Raw genomic sequence first — 14982 nt, 5'->3', positions numbered from 1 at the left:
GCTCGAACCCACAGGGCTCATTCAGTGCCTGCAGCAGCAACGCCTGCCGATACAACTCTCATTGCTGCTTCACGCTGGCCTTGCCATTGTCGCCAACCTGGGTCATCGAAGCGGTGCGGTCATTTCGAAGCGGCCGTGATGTCAAGGTAGACACACCCTATTGACGGCAACAAGTGACTTTCAGCAGATGCCAGCGCCCGTTGGCTCGCGCTTTATCGCTGTGGCCGCAGTGTCACGGTGAAGCAGCAGCCTTGGGGTTCCCGCCCGGTGAGTTTTACAGTCCAGCTCTGGTCCTGGCAGATCCGCTGCACCAGGGACAACCCCAACCCCAAACCTTCACCGCGCTTTTCATCGCCGCGTACGAAAGGCTGGAACATTGCGTGGCGTTTTTCTTCAGGGATGCCGATGCCACTGTCTTCGACCTTGAATTCCCCGGGGCGCACCGTCAGGCGGATGAAACCTTCCTCGGTGTAGTGCCAGGCGTTGCGCAGCAGGTTGCCCATCACCGAGAGCAGCAAAGTGGAATTCCAGGTTTCGCTGAGGTCGCCCTCCAGCACGTGTTCGAAGGCCAGGCCCTTTTCGCGAATCGATTGCGCCCAGGTGTCGATCGACTGGTCTGCCGCCGCAGCGAGGGTCGTGACTTCGGCGCGCAACGAGGGGTCGTCGTAATCACGGGCCAGCAGCAGGAAGGTGCTCACCAGCCCCTCCATCTGTTCGATTGCCCGGCCGATGCGCAATACCTGGCGTTGCATTCGCGGCTCGCCTTCGTTGGCCTGTGCCAGCGACTGGCAGGCGTCGTCGAGAATATGGATAGGCAGCTGCAGCTCGTGGCTCACATCGCTGGTGAATTGCTGCTCGCGGCGCAGTGCGTCGGCCAGGCGCCCTTGGGTCTGGTTGTAGGAGGCGGCCAATTCGCCGACTTCGTCCTCCGCCCAGGTGGTGGTGTTGGCCGGTACCATGCCCACTGGCAGGGCACTGGTGCCACGCACTTGGGTGGCCAGGCGCGTCACTGGCGCGATCACCCGCCGTGCGATCAGCCAGCCCAGCAGCACCGCCAAGGCGACGCTAAGGCTGAAGCCGGCCACGGCCACGGAGTAAAGGATGCGTTGGCGCTGCATGAGGCTTTGCTGGTTGCGCAGCAGCACGTACTTGCGCCCCTGGACGATCTCTACCGCAGCGTAATAGGCGTCGTCTCCTTCGCCGATTTCGTGGAAGCCACGCGACAACGCTTCCAGGTTGGCTGGCAAGGCGAAGTCGTCACGGCCGCCCTGGATGTAGAAGAGCTCGTCTTTCTCCGGGCGGTGCATCCACATTTCCTGGCTTTCCTGCATCAACAACCTTCGCAGGTTGCCGGCCAGGCTCAGCTCCGTGAGCCGGCCCTCCATCACGCGCTCGCTGGCCACGATCCCCACCGCAAAGGTGCCGGCAACGAATGCGCTCATGGCGGCGAAGGCAATAACGATGCGTTTGCTGAGGGTGTATTTGAAGTCCATTGGCACGCGGGCTGGGGGCTGCTTAAAAGCCGCGAAGCGTGGCGCTCTGGGCGTGAGGCGCCGGTGATGAGAATGTGAAAAAAGTGTGAAAAGCATTCAGGCGTGTAAGCGGGTGGAACCCTTGGGTGGCCTGAGCATTCAAACCTGAAATGGCTCACTTGGAGTGCCTTGGATGGCCGCGCCTCATCACCCTTACGCCCTGCTGTTGCAGACCTTCGCCGAACGGGCGAACCCGCTGCGGGTAGAAGAGCGGCTTGCGCAGGTGCTGCGCCAGTGCCAGCAGGCACAACTGGACGAACTGCCGCTACCCGGCAGTGGCCGTACCCTGGCGCGCTGGCAGGCGCTGGCGCAGGTCGCCGGCTTCGACCTTGCATTGGTAAAGCTGTTCGAAGGCCACACCGATGCCCGGGCCATCCTCGCCGAACTCGGCGCAACGCATCTGGACAACGGCGGCTTGTGGGCTGTCTGGGCGGCCGAGGCGCCCGGGGCACGCTTGCAGATTGCCGAACGCCAGGGCAGCCGCCTGAGGCTGGCAGGGCGCAAGGCGTGGTGCTCGGGTGCGTTGCAGGTGGACCATGCGCTTGCCACCGCCTGGGATGAACAAGGCCGGCCGCAGCTGGTGGCCATCAGCATGGCCGACCCTGCAATTCGCCCCACCGAACAAGGGTGGCAAGCGATGGGTATGGCCGCCAGCGCCAGTATCGAAGTGGACATGGAAGGCGCGCATGCGCAAGCCGTTGGAGGCCCGGGGAGTACCTCTCGCGCCCGGGCTTCTGGCAGGGAGGGGCCGGTATCGCCGCCTGCTGGTATGGCGCTGCGGTGTGCGCAGGCGATTACTTGCGCGAGTACGCTCAGCGCAGCGAGGAGCCGCATCGGCTGGCGCATCTGGGCGCCGTGGACGCTCATTCGAGCGCAGCGGCAGCGGTGCTGCGTGAAACGGCCGCCTGGATCGACGCGCACCCGGCGGCGGATGCCGAGCGTGTCACTCGGCGTGCCCGTGCGGTGGTTGAAGAGGCTGCTGAGGCCGTGCTCGAGCATGTAGGCCGCGCGGTGGGCGCCAGCCCTTTTTGCCGTGATGCGCGGTTCGCACGGCTGTTCGCCGACCTGCCCGTGTTCATGCGCCAGAGCCACGCTGAACGCGACCTCGCCGCACTGGGCGCGAGCATCACCGACCTGCCATCCCTGCGGTGGGCGCTGTGACCGCAGCGGCTACGGATATGCCCTTCGGGGTCCCGGGCACGTCATTGAAAGCCTGGCAGGGCAGCCATGCGCTGAGCCAGGTCCCCGGCATCAGCGTCGAGCAATTGTTGCCGGCAGGTGCGCGCCTGGTGGTGGCAGCGCCGCACCCGGACGATGAGGTGCTTGCCTGTGGCGGGCTGCTGGCGAGCCTCGCATCGCGCGTGGCAGATATCACATTAATATCAGTCACTGATGGCGATGGCAGCCACCCAGGCTCGGCACAATGGCCGCCGGCACGTTTGCGCGACGAGCGCCGGCGCGAGAGCACCCGCGCGTTGACGCGGCTGGGCTTCGATACTCGCCGGTTGGCCTGGCGGCACCTGGCATTGCCCGACGGTAAAGTGCGCGACCACGCTCAGGCGTTGCGCGAGCACTTGCTGCATGAAGTGCGCGAGGGTGACCGGCTGCTGGCCACTTGGCGCGGTGATGGGCATTGCGACCACGAGGCGCTCGGCGAGGTGGCTGCCGAGGTTGCGCAAGTGCGTGGCGCGGTGTTGGTCGAAGCGCCGGTCTGGGCCTGGCACTGGGCGCATCCCGAAGACCCGCGCCTGCCCTGGAGCCGTGCCCGCAAGTTGTGGCTTGGTACCCAGGCCCTTGAACGCAAACACTGGGCGATTGGCGAACACGCCACGCAACTGGCAGGCGACACCAGCACCGGCGCCCCTCCGGTGTTGAACTCAACAACGCTGGAGCGCCTGCTCCAACCCTTTGAGCTGGTATTCCTATGAGCACGCCTGCCGACTATTTCCGCGAACTGTTCGAACACAGCGATGACCCTTGGGCCTTCGACCGCCGCTGGTACGAACAGCGCAAGCGTGACCTGACCCTGGCCTGCCTGCCACGCCAGTACTACGCCCGAGCCTTCGAGCCCGGGTGCGCCAACGGGGTGCTCAGCCAGGCCTTGGCGCAGCGTTGCGACAGCTTGCTGGCCATGGACCTCACGCCGCGCGCAGTTGAACTTGCGACGGCGCGGCTGGCGCCTTTCGAGCACGTCGAAGTCTGCCAGGGCGGCCTGCCGCAGGCATGGCCAGCTGGCCATTTCGACCTGATCGTATTGAGCGAGATGGGTTACTACCTGGACCCTCAGGCCTGGGTTCAGGTCGTCGAGCGCGCTGCGGCCAGCCTGGCTGAGGGCGGGCATGTGCTGGCCTGTCACTGGCTGCACCCTGATCGAGGGGGCACCGCAGCAGGGTGAGCAGGTGCATTGGGCGCTGGAGCAGGGGCTGGGCCTGGAGAAGCTGGCCAGCCACCGCGAGCAGGATTTCTGGCTGGAAGTGTGGGGCGCGGCGCAGGGCCTGGATTGACCGGCCAACGGCCTGCACCTGGGCACGCTTCGCCCTGATACAGCCCGCACCGCCCCTAGGCGAACGCCTCTACATAAACGAAACACAACTTGTGCCCTTCAGGGTCCCGGCAATAGGCCCCGTGAATAATCAGGGCCATAGTGCGGGCGCAGCCCTGGCGGGCCTTCGTCCTGGCCGCCGCCGAGTGTCGCGGCCGCCCAGGCCGCGTCCACCTGCGCACGGCTGCGCGCACGAAAGCTCACCTGAGTGCCGTTGCCAGCACCGGCAGGTTGGCCGTTCCACGGTTTTTGCAGGTAGAACTGTGGCCAGGGCTGGCCCGGCAGGTGCCAGCCCGCGCCCTGCGGGCCGCTGTCGTTCTCATCGTCAAGCCGCACCAGGCCCAGGGCATGCAGCACTGGAGTGTAGAAATCGATGAGTGCGTGCAGGTCGCGCGCCCAGAATGATATGGCTGTACATGTATGGCTCCTTGCACGATGGCTGCGGTAGCGACGGCAGTGTAGCGAGGGCGCATTGCAGTTGTGCGATCCCCGGCACTGCCGCCGCTTGGTCACAACACTTGCTTGGCCACCTTGACCAGGTTCTCCACGGTGAAGCCGAACTGGGCCTGGAGCTTGGCGATTGGCGCCGAGGCGCCGAAGCTGTTCATCACCACCTTTTCACCCTGGTGGCCCACATAACGGTCCCAGCCGATCGGGCCTGCCTGTTCGACCGCCACGCGCGCGGTGATTGCCGGTGGCAGCACCTGATCCTTGTACGCCTGGGGCTGTTCCTCGAACAGCTCCCAGCTGGGCATCGACACCACCCGCGTGCGGACCCCATCGGCCTGCAGTTGAGTACGCGCCTGCACGGCCAACGACAGCTCGCTGCCGGTCGCCAACAGAATCACCTGAGCGTCGCCGCCTTCGGCCTCGGCCAGCACGTAGGCGCCTTCGCTAACGCCATCGGCGCTGGCATAGAGGTTGCGGTCCAGAGTCGGAAGGGGCTGGCGCGACAGCACGATGGCGCTGGGGCGATGGGTTTGCGCCAGGGCCAGCTTCCAGACCTGTGTTACCTCGTTGGCGTCGCCTGGGCGCAGGGTCAGCAAGCCAGGAGTGGCCCGCAGTTGCGCCATTTGCTCGATGGGCTGGTGCGTGGGGCCGTCCTCGCCCACCCCGATGGAGTCGTGGGTGAAGACGAACACCACCGGCAGCTCCATGATCGCTGCCAGGCGGATCGGCGGCTTCATGTAGTCGCTGAACACCAGGAAGGTCGAGGTGTAGGGGCGCAGGTAACTCAGTGCAAGGCCGTTGGCGATGGCGCCCATCGAGTGCTCGCGCACGCCGAAATGCAGGTTGCGGCCATCGTAATGGCCAGCCTGGAAGCTACCGGCACCGTCGAAAGTGAGGTTGGTCTTGGTCGAGGGCGAGAGGTCAGCCGAGCCGCCGAGCAACCAGTCGATACGTTCAGCAAAGGCATTGAGCACCTGGCCGCCGGCCTGTCGGCTGGCGATGCCTTTTTCGTCTGTGTCGAAGGCGAGCGGCGCACTGTCCCAGCCTTTGGGCAGCTGGCCTGCCAGCAACCGCTGCAGTTGCTCGGCCAGCGCGGGCTGCGCCTGTTGCAAGTGGTCGCGCGCTTGTTTCCAGTCGTCGTAGGCTTCCTGGTTGCGCTCGCGCAGCGCATCGCGCAGGTGGATGCGCGCAGCATCCGGTACATAGAAGGGCTCGTCGTGCTTCCAGCCGTAGGCCTGCTTGGTCAGGCGCACTTCTTCTTCACCCAGAGCCTCGCCATGCGCCGCAGCGGTGTTGTGCTTGTTGGGAGAGCCATAGCCGATGACGCTGTCGACCACGATCAGCGTCGGGGCATCGGTGTGCGCCTTGAAGGTGTGCAAGGCCTGCGCCAGCGCCTCGGTGTCGTTGGCGTCCTTGACGTGCAGGGTGTTCCAGCCGTAGCCGGCGAAACGGGTGATGACGTTCTCGCTGAAGGCAAGCTCGGTGTGGCCTTCGATGCTGATGGTGTTGTTGTCGTAGATCCAGCACAGGTTCGCAAGCTTCAGGTGCCCGGCAAGCGAGGCTGCCTCACCGCTGATACCTTCCATCATGTCGCCATCGCCGCAGATCACATAGGTGTCGTAATCGAACAACGTCGCCTGCGGCTGGTTGAAGTGCTCACCCAGCCAATGCGAGGCCATGGCCATGCCCACGCTGTTGGCGCAACCCTGGCCAAGCGGGCCCGTGGTGGTCTCAACGCCGGTGGTCATGCGGTATTCGGGGTGGCCGGGGGTTTTCGAGCTCATCTGGCGGAACTGGCGGATATCATCGAGGCTCACTGCCGGCGAGCCGGTGCGTTTGCCTTCGGTATCCACTTCCACCACGCCAGCCAGGTGCAACAGCGAATACAGCAGCATCGAGGCGTGCCCGGCGGACAGCACGAAACGGTCGCGGTTCGGCCAGTCGGGTTGGTCGGGGTGATAGCGCAAGAAGCCTTTCCAGAGGGTATAGCCCACCGGCGCCAGCGCCATGGGCGTGCCCGGGTGGCCGGAGTTGGCCTTTTGCACCGCGTCCATGCTCAAGGTACGGATGGTGTCGGTGCACAGGCGATCCAGGTCGGAGTGGGAGGTATCAGGCATCGAAGCTGCTCCTGTGAACAATCGTACGGCCTGTGGCAGGGCGCCACAGCCTTGGGGAATGCTCAGGGGACCTTGCCGTGGATGCCGAAGTTGCCTGGATCGACTCAGCGGTTTGGCCAAGGGAGCTTTGAGAAGAACGCCGGGAGAGGGGGAACTCAAATTGCGGGCAAAAGAAAGCCCGCCGAAGCGGGCAATAAACGCTTTGAATCACACATGGGGAGCTCAGGATCGCTCAGTGGGTGTGAAGAAGGCGTGAAAGCCGAATGAAGGTTGTGTCGGATTGCGATTTAAATTGGCCGCTCTTGATAGCGCGGGCAGCCTCAAGCCGGCAGATAGGGGCCTGCCCACAGGTCGTCCAGTTGGCGGAAGCCCCAGTTTTCCGAGTTCTCGCGGCCAACGATACGGTCGTTGCAGCCGGGCTGGCTGAGGTCGATGACCTGCCGAGGCAGTGGCAGGTTGGAGCGCGTGGAAAAGAACACATTCACCTTGGGTGTCAGCAGAGACTGCTCGTGCTGCTCCACCACCACACCCAGGCGCCCGCTTTGCAGGCGCACGAGCGCACCGACCGGGTAGATGCCCACGCAGCGCACGAAGGCATGCAGCACATCGTTGTCGAAATGCCCGCGCCATTCGGCCATACGGCTGATCGACACGGCCGGGTCCCAGCTGGATTTATAGGAGCGCTGTGAGGTAATGGCGTCATACACATCGCACACCGCGCCCATGCGCGCGAACAGGCTGATCTGCTCGCCGGCAAGGCCATAGGGGTAACCGCTGCCATCCACTTTTTCGTGGTGGTGCATGCACACATCCAGGGCCACGCTGCCTACATCGCAGGTTTGCTGAAGGATGCGGCAGCCCTCCTGCGGGTGCTGCTTGATGGTGCGGAACTCTTCGTCGGTGAGGCGCCCAGGCTTGTTGAGGATTTCGTCGGGGATCGCAAGTTTGCCGATATCGTGCAGCAGCCCGGCGGTGCCGGCCTGGGTGACCTGGTCCTCGGGCAGCTTCAGCGAGCGGCCCAATGCGATCATCAGCGCGCAGACGGCGACCGAGTGCATGTAGGTGTAGTCATCGGCCCGCTTCAGGCGGGCCAGGCTGATCATTGCGCTGGGGTTGCGCAACACCGAGGCGGAAATCTGCGAGACCACTTCATTGACCCGCGCGGCGTCGACTGCCTTGCCCAGGCGGGCATCGTTGAACATCGCTGTCACCGCAGCTTTGGAACCTGCCAGCAGGCGCAAGGCCTGGGGCAGTTCGGCGCGCAACTCCAGGCGTTCGGGCCGGGGTACGGGGTCGGCAGGCGCGGGCTCGGCGATGGGCACGCACTCTGCCGGTTCGCTTGCCGATGGGACGTCCAGGCCCTTGCTCACGTCGATGCGCAGCGTCTGGATGCCTGCGGCGAGCAGTTTGTCCAGATCCTGGGAACGCGTCAGCAGAAAGCGTGTTTTCCAGAACGGATGATCAAGCCAGTTGCCATCCAGCTCGTGAATGAACATCCCCACCTGGAGCTGATCGATACGGATGTGCCTCAGCACGATGATTCTCCTCGAGCGCCCTGTCGGCTGCGTTCGAACTACAGGCTATAGCGATACCATCAAAGTGATATTACTGCCAGGGATATTCCGGGTACGATCGTTCAATGAAGCGTGCCAGAGGCGGTCAGCGTGTTGGCGTGATAGCGCGAGATGCCCTTGACCCAGTAGCGGCGATAGGTGGCTTCGCCCGGCGGCACGGCGCCATGGCTTACGCCCTTTATCTTCAGGGCAGTGCGATAGGCTTGCCATTCCAGCGCCTGCGCCGCTTCACGGGCCTCGGTTTCGGTTGAGAACCAGCCCAGTACATGCACTTCGCCGCGGTCACGGCTGTGCTCGACCAACAAAAAGATATCTTCCACGGCGCTCTCCAGCATTCGATACGGGCACCGCGCATGGGCGTGCTCGCTAACTGGAGATATCGGCAAGGGGGCGGGGTTGTTTAGCGCGAATGTGGGGAGGGCAGGCCAGGTGCAGCGGTCGGAGCTGCGCGCCTGGCCCGAGGCTTCAGGACTTGTCGCGATTGCGGCTGTTCATGCCACCTTTGCGCCCGGCTTCGGAGGCGCGCGCGGTGTCACGGGCAAAGTTGCCGCCGGAGTTGTGGCCGCCTTTCTTGCCCGCGGCGGATGCGCGAGCACGGTCGTTTGCGAAGTTGCCAGGGTTTTTGCTGGATGTCGTGGACATGTTCACTTCCTCCTGTCACTGGTGGATCCGCTCGGGCGGATACTGAGTGTGAGAGGCTGTGCGGGAGGAAGTTTTGCGGGCTTGGGGCCGGTGCGATAGGTGGTCGTGGCTACCGGGGCGCTAACGAGCCGGCCAGCGCCGCTGTTACGAAACTCAGGCCTGCTGCAGCTGGGCTTTGAGAATGGCCGCGAGGTCTTGCCAAGGGTAGTGAGCGAATTCATCGCCGCGGCCGCAACCGGGGTTATGCACGAACGGCTTGCTCGCATCGAACACCGACTGCCCCGCCAGGCAGCGACGGCAGTGAATGGCGGTTTCATCGTGAATCCAGTGCAACTTCCAGCTATCGAGCGTCCGGTCGTTGGGTACAACACGCAGATGGGCAACCATCGTCGGCATCCTTTAGAAGATCACCGCCCAGACTCTATTACAAACGGGTTGCACCCATGAAGCGAATTGCGCCGTTCGGCTGCCTGTGACAGCAAGGTTTTCAGCTGGGCAATTCGTGAAAGCCTACTTCGGTGACGCCGCACTGCTGCGCCTGCATGCGCATCGCCTGGGGCGAGTGCTGGTTGAGCGAGATGCCGTACAGCCGGTTGGCGCCGGAATGCAGCGAGGCGTAGTACCACGCATCGGTCGCCGACATGCGGCTGTCCTTTTGCGCAAAGCTTCTGGATTCGCCCTTGTAACGGTATTGAATGAGGAAATGCCTGAGCCTTGCCATCGTCTTGTGATCCTTCCCTGAACGGGGGATTTGACTGATGGCACTTTGATTGGTTCCAAGACCATTCCTTTTCATGCGACCAGCGTGCCAGGACGAGTGGCGCGCTCGATAGCTGCCGTACAGGGAAATGCTCTCACTCTGTAAGGACACCTCTGGTAAGGTGTACGCATTTGGCCGGCCGAGCTCGCCCGGGCATTCCTATTTAAGGAGTTTTACCTTGAACTCGACCGATTCGGCCGCCGCCCAGGCTGTTGCTATCGAGCAGTGCGCGCGGGAGCCGATCCACGTGCCAGGCAGCATCCAGCCTCAGGGTTTCATGCTGGTGCTCGACCCGCTGACGTTCGAGGTATTGCAGGCTAGCGATAACGTGCGCGACTGGCTGGGGCTGGAGCCTGCGCAGTTGCTGGGCCAATCGCTGGAGCAGTGCCTGGAGCTTGGTGAGGACGTGGTGCGAAAGCTCGGCGCGCTGCCGCGTGACGAGCATCACCCGGTGCATCTGGGCGACCTGATGTTCAAGGGGCGCGCCCAGTCGCGCTTCGCCATGCTTGCCCACGCCTGGGACCAGGTGCTGATCGCCGAATTCGAGCCTGCCCGCGATGTGGCCGCAGCCTATGGCCATCTTTACCCGCTGGTGCGCGCCTTCGTCGGGCAGATGCAGGAAGTCCAGGACATCCACGCGCTGTGCCGGCTGGTGGCCTACGAGCTCAAACGCATCACCGGCTTTGGCAGGGTCAAGGCCTACCGCTTCGATGAACAAGGTAATGGCCTGGTGCTGGCCGAGGTCGCCGATGACGGCTATCCCAGCTACCTGGGGCTGTGCTTTCCGGCGTCCGATATTCCGAGCCAGGCCCGTGCGCTGTACGTCGCCAGCCGCATTCGTGTGATCGAAGACGCCGACTACGACGCTTCGCCGCTGGTGCCGGCGAACAACCCGCGCACCGGGGCCGCACTGGACATGAGCCATGCGGCGCTGCGCAGCGTTTCGCCCGTCCACCTTCGCTACATGCGCAACATGGGCACCCAGGCATCCATGTCGATTTCCATCGTGGTGCGCGGGCGCCTCTGGGGGCTGGTCTCTTGCCACGACAGCAACCCGCGGCCAGTGGGTTTCCAGGTTCGCATGGCCTGCGAGTTGCTCGGCAGCGTGCTGTCTCTGCAGATCGAGGCGCGCGAAGCCCAGGCCGATACCGAGCACCTGCTCGGCCTGCGCCAGCGCATCGTGAGCCTGCTGGCGTCGATGGCCGACCGCGACAGCGTTCGTGAAGGGCTGCTGGCGCAGCCTGAGACCTTTCTCGATTTCGCCGGCGCCCAGGGTGCGGCAGTGATCTCCGACAGCCACTGCGACCTGTTCGGCCAGACGCCGCCGCAGCAGCAGGTCGATGCCCTGGTGAAATGGCTGAGCCAGCGTGAGCTGGCCGGCGAGGTGTTCGTTACCGACAACCTCGGCCGCGACGTGCCGCAACTGGCCGAGCTCGCCGAGCATGCCGCCGGTGTGCTGGCGGTCGCGATCTCCGAGTTGCACAACCACTACCTGATCTGGTTCCAGCCGGAGCAGCGGCGCACCGTGAACTGGGCCGGGCGCCCGGAAAAACCCATCGACGGCAACGGCCGCCTCAACCCGCGGGCGAGTTTCGAGCAGTGGGAAGAGACGGTCAAAGGCCATAGCCGGGGTTGGGACGCCATGGTCGTCGAAGGTGTCGTGGAGCTGCGCACCGCAGTGCTCGGCATCGTGTTGCGCAAGGCCGAAGAACTCGCACAGCTTGCAGGCGAGCTGAAGAAGTCCAACAAGGAACTCGAAGCGTTTTCCTACAGCGTTTCCCATGACCTGCGCGCGCCGCTGCGGCACATCGCGGGCTACGCCGAATTGCTGAGCGACTTCGAGGGCAGCAAGCTGTCCGAGCGTGGCCTGCGCTTTCTGGAACACATCGGCGAGTCGGCGCGGTTCGCCGGCACGCTGGTCGACAACCTGCTGAGTTTTTCCCAGATGGGCCGCTCTGCGCTCAGGCTCTCGGACGTCGACCTGAGTGCGCTGGTAGAGGCCACACGCCGCGAAATGGAACCCGACCTGCAAGGCCGTAACGTGCAATGGCAGATACAGCCGTTGCCCAAGGTGATCGCCGATGCGGCGTTCATCCACCTGGCACTGCGCAACCTGCTGTCCAATGCCATCAAGTACACTCGCGGCCGCGACCCTGCGGTAATCGAGGTCGGTGCCGCCGAGGAGGGCGATGAGATCGTTGTGCATGTGCGTGACAATGGTGTGGGCTTCGATATGGCCTATGCTGGCAAATTGTTCGGGGTGTTCCAGCGCTTGCACCGCATGGAAGAATTCGAGGGTACGGGGATCGGGCTCGCCAGCGTGCGGCGAATCATCGAACGCCATGAGGGCCGGGTGTGGGCCGATGGCCAACCGGGGCAGGGTGCCACTTTCTATTTTGCATTGCCGCGCCGCGCCTGAGGCGACGCGCGCCGGTCTTTTCACGAGGCAAACATGCTCAAACCCATTCTGCTGGTCGAAGACAACCCGCGCGACCTGGAATTGACACTGGTGGCGCTCGAGCGCAGCCAGTTGGCCAACGAGGTGATCGTGATGCGCGATGGCGCCGAGGCGCTCGATTACCTGTACCGCCGTGGCGAGCACGCCACACGCGACGAAGGCAACCCTGCAGTCATGCTGCTGGATCTGAAGCTGCCCAAGGTCGATGGCCTGGAAGTGCTCAAGGCCGTGCGCAGTGCCGAAGAGCTGCGCAGCATTCCCATCGTGATGCTGACCTCTTCCAAAGAAGAACCCGATCTGCAACGCGCCTATGAACTGGGTGTGAACGCTTACGTGGTCAAGCCGGTCGAATTCAAGGAGTTCGTTTCAGCCATCTCCGACCTGGGCATCTTCTGGGCGGTGTTGAACGAGCCGCCACCCGGCTCTCTGCGCCTGCAGCGCCGCGTACAACCCTGACTCCCTTTCTGTGCCGACCCCCTGGTGAACATGCCCGCGCCTCCTTTGCAACTGTTGCTGATCGAAGACAGCGTCCGCGATGCGGAATTGACATTGTTCACATTGGAGAGGGCAGGCCTCGACATACAGGCCACCACCGTATATCACCACGAGGCAGCAGCCGAAGCGTTGCGGGCCCAGCCTTTCGACCTGATCCTCAGCGATATATTGCTGCCCGGCTCATCGGGAGAGCAGGCGCTTACCGTCGCTTGTGAGCTGGCGCCCTTGACGCCCTTCATCGTGATTTCCGGTGTGTTCGGCGAAGAGCATGCGGTCAAGATGATGCGCGCCGGTGCCACCGACTACGTGCTCAAGCAGAGCCTGCCCTTGCTGCCCAGTGCGGTGAAGCGCGCCCTGGCCGAAGTCGACGAACGCCGCCAGCGCCAGCGCGCCGAGCGCAACCTGCATGATGCCGAGTCGCGCGCACGCATCGCCATCGAAGCCGCACGCATGGGTACCTGGGACTTCGACCCGAGAACCTCCGTGCTGATCTGGGATGCACGTTGCCGCGAAATGTACGAGCTCGACGAGCAGGCCCCGGTGAGCATGGCGCTGTTCTTCGAGCGGCTGCACCCGCACGACCGCGAGCGGGCTGAAAAGGCGTGGAAGAATCCCTGGCCAGTGCCAGGACCTACCAGGTCGACTATCGCGTGCGCCTGCCCAGTGGCTCAGAGCGCTGGTTCAAGACCAGCGGCCGTTCCACGTTCGAAAACGGCCAGTGTGTGCGGTTTACCGGCGTGGTGCAGGACATCACCGACCAGAAACAGGCTACCGAAGCGCTGGAGCGGCTCAACGACCTGCTTAGCGACCGCGTGCAGAAGCGCACGCGCGAACGTGACCGCACCTGGGAGCTGTCTCGTGAGTTGCTGGCGGTGATGCGCGCCGACACCACTCCGGAGGCGCTGAACCCGGCGTGGGAAGCGACCCTGGGGCTGACCCGCACGCAACTGGCGGGCATGCGCCTGGCCGACCTCACACACCCCGCCGACCAGGCTGCCACTTCGCGCGAGCTGGGCCGCCTGGCGCTGGGTAATGTCTCCAGCCGTTTCGTCAACCGCTTGCGCCACGCCAACGGTGACTACCGCTGGATGTCCTGGACCATCGTGCCGGACGGCGAAATGCTTTACGCAGCAGTGCGTGACATCACCAGCGAACGCCAGGTGCTCGACACCCTGGCCGCAACCAACGAACGCCTGCGCGAACAGATCGACGAACGTGAGCGGGTAGAGGCGGCGCTGCAGCAGATGCAGCGCCTGGAAGCCGTTGGCCAGCTCACGGCGGGCGTGGCCCACGACTTCAATAACCTGCTCACGGTTATCCTCGGCAGCACGCACTTTCTCATCCGCGACCTGGGCCGCGGCCAGACCGAGCGGTTCGCCAGCCGCTTGCAGAACATTCTCGAAGCCGGTGAGCGCGGCGCGCGCCTGACCGGGCAGTTGCTGGCCTTCTCGCGCCGGCAGCGCCTGCAACCTGCAGCGGTAAACCTCAATGACACCGTGCGCGGCATGCTCGATCTGCTGCAACGCACCCTCGGCGGCAGCATCTGGATCGAGACCGACACAGCGCCCGAGCTGTGGAACGCGTTGGTCGATGCCACCCAGACAGAAATGATCATCCTCAACCTGGCGATCAATGCCCGCGATGCCATGCCCGGTGGCGGTGCCTTGCGAGTGAGCACCTACAACGAAACCGTGCAGCGCCCCGCCAGGCGGTCCGAGGACCCTGAGCCCGGTGACTATGTGGTGCTGGCGATCCAGGACTCGGGCTGTGGCATGAGCGAAGCCGTCGTGGCCAAGGCGTTCGAGCCGTTCTTCACCACCAAAGAGGTGGGCAAGGGCTCGGGGCTGGGGCTTGCGCAGGTGTTCGGCTTTGCCAAGCAGTCTGGCGGTGGGGTGGCTATTACCACAGCTGTGGGCGAGGGCACCACGGTCAAGGTGTTCCTGCCAGGTGTGCCGGGGCCGCAGATGCGTGAAGAGCCGGCTGATCGGGTGATCGCCGAAGCACCCGAGCAGCAGCACAGGATTCTGCTGGTCGATGACGACCCGGATGTCAGGGGGGTCACTGCACTGTTGCTCGAAAGCCTTGGTTACACCGTGCTGGAAGCGGACGGCGCCGACCAGGCACTGTTGCGTTTGCACGAAAGCGTCGACGTGCTGGTCACTGACTACGCGATGCCCGGCATGAACGGTGCCGAACTGGCCGAAGAGGCGCTGAAGCGCCAACCTGGCTTGCCGGTGGTGTTCATTACCGGCTATGCCGAGGTCGGCGGCCTGGACCCGGCCCAGCAAGTGATCGTGCAAAAGCCCTATCGCGAAGAGGACCTGGCTACCGCCCTGAACAAGGCGATGGCGCAGCCCCTTTCGCAGGCCTGAACCTTGGGCCTGGCGGCCGGTCTGTCATTGTAAGGACCAC

General features: G+C 64.2%; 11 protein-coding genes and 3 pseudogenes. 6 read left to right on the top strand and 8 right to left on the bottom strand.

Annotated elements, in window-relative coordinates; translation table 11 throughout:
- Positions 1–212: 212 nt before the first annotated feature.
- Entirely contained in the window at positions 213–1493 is a 1281-nt protein-coding gene (locus LN139_RS11200; protein WP_236359933.1) for a sensor histidine kinase, read from the bottom strand.
- A gap of 172 nt (positions 1494–1665) precedes the next feature.
- Between LN139_RS11200 and LN139_RS11195 the strand changes: the two are divergent.
- The 3 genes and pseudogenes from LN139_RS11195 (at position 1666) to LN139_RS11185 (ending at position 4036) form a co-directional block, all read left to right on the top strand.
- Positions 1666–2693: pseudogene (locus tag LN139_RS11195) on the top strand (acyl-CoA dehydrogenase).
- Positions 2694–2710: 17 nt separating this feature from the next.
- Entirely contained in the window at positions 2711–3460 is a 750-nt protein-coding gene (locus tag LN139_RS11190; protein ID WP_236359932.1) for a PIG-L deacetylase family protein, read from the top strand.
- A pseudogene (locus LN139_RS11185) lies at positions 3457–4036 on the top strand (class I SAM-dependent methyltransferase). The gene LN139_RS11190 and the pseudogene LN139_RS11185 overlap by 4 nt, the downstream one beginning before the upstream one ends.
- Positions 4037–4134: 98 nt before the next feature.
- On the opposite strand, the gene LN139_RS11180 reads toward LN139_RS11185, so the two are convergent.
- The 7 genes from LN139_RS11180 to LN139_RS11150 form a co-directional block, all read right to left on the bottom strand.
- Positions 4135–4431, bottom strand: coding sequence for a VOC family protein (locus LN139_RS11180; protein ID WP_329611039.1), 297 nt, complete (start codon positions 4429–4431; stop codon positions 4135–4137).
- A gap of 152 nt (positions 4432–4583) precedes the next feature.
- Positions 4584–6641 carry a transketolase gene (gene tkt, locus LN139_RS11175; protein WP_236359931.1) on the bottom strand — a complete coding sequence of 686 codons (2058 nt, stop codon included), beginning with the start codon at positions 6639–6641 and terminating at the stop codon, positions 4584–4586.
- Between the two features lie 320 nt (positions 6642–6961).
- The gene (locus LN139_RS11170) at positions 6962–8176 is read right to left on the bottom strand and encodes an HD-GYP domain-containing protein (RefSeq protein WP_236359930.1); all 1215 of its coding nucleotides are present in this window, start codon (positions 8174–8176) and stop codon (positions 6962–6964) included.
- A gap of 101 nt (positions 8177–8277) precedes the next feature.
- Entirely contained in the window at positions 8278–8535 is a 258-nt protein-coding gene (locus tag LN139_RS11165) for a hypothetical protein (protein ID WP_236359929.1), read from the bottom strand.
- A gap of 145 nt (positions 8536–8680) precedes the next feature.
- The gene (locus LN139_RS11160) at positions 8681–8857 is read right to left on the bottom strand and encodes a general stress protein (protein ID WP_236359928.1); all 177 of its coding nucleotides are present in this window, start codon (positions 8855–8857) and stop codon (positions 8681–8683) included.
- 153 nt (positions 8858–9010) lie between these two features.
- Positions 9011–9244, bottom strand: coding sequence for a hypothetical protein (locus LN139_RS11155; protein WP_236359927.1), 234 nt, complete (start codon positions 9242–9244; stop codon positions 9011–9013).
- Between the two features lie 100 nt (positions 9245–9344).
- A complete protein-coding gene (locus tag LN139_RS11150; protein ID WP_329611038.1) occupies positions 9345–9578 on the bottom strand; it encodes a DUF6555 family protein in 234 nt (77 codons plus the stop codon).
- 217 nt (positions 9579–9795) lie between these two features.
- On the opposite strand from LN139_RS11150, the gene LN139_RS11145 reads away from it, so the two are divergent.
- The 3 genes and pseudogenes from LN139_RS11145 (at position 9796) to LN139_RS11135 (ending at position 14942) form a co-directional block, all read left to right on the top strand.
- The gene (locus tag LN139_RS11145) at positions 9796–12036 is read left to right on the top strand and encodes an ATP-binding protein (RefSeq protein ID WP_236359925.1); all 2241 of its coding nucleotides are present in this window, start codon (positions 9796–9798) and stop codon (positions 12034–12036) included.
- A 33-nt stretch (positions 12037–12069) separates the two neighbouring features.
- On the top strand, positions 12070–12531 hold the full coding sequence (locus LN139_RS11140; protein WP_236359924.1) for a response regulator: 462 nt from the start codon (positions 12070–12072) through the stop codon (positions 12529–12531).
- Between the two features lie 30 nt (positions 12532–12561).
- Positions 12562–14942, top strand: a pseudogene (locus LN139_RS11135) (response regulator).
- Positions 14943–14982 lie beyond the last annotated feature (40 nt).

The organism is Pseudomonas sp. KNUC1026 (assembly GCF_021650705.1).
GTDB lineage: Bacteria > Pseudomonadota > Gammaproteobacteria > Pseudomonadales > Pseudomonadaceae > Aquipseudomonas.
The sequence above is the reverse complement of the archived record's forward strand: the minus strand, read 5'-3'. Positions and strand labels throughout refer to the sequence as shown.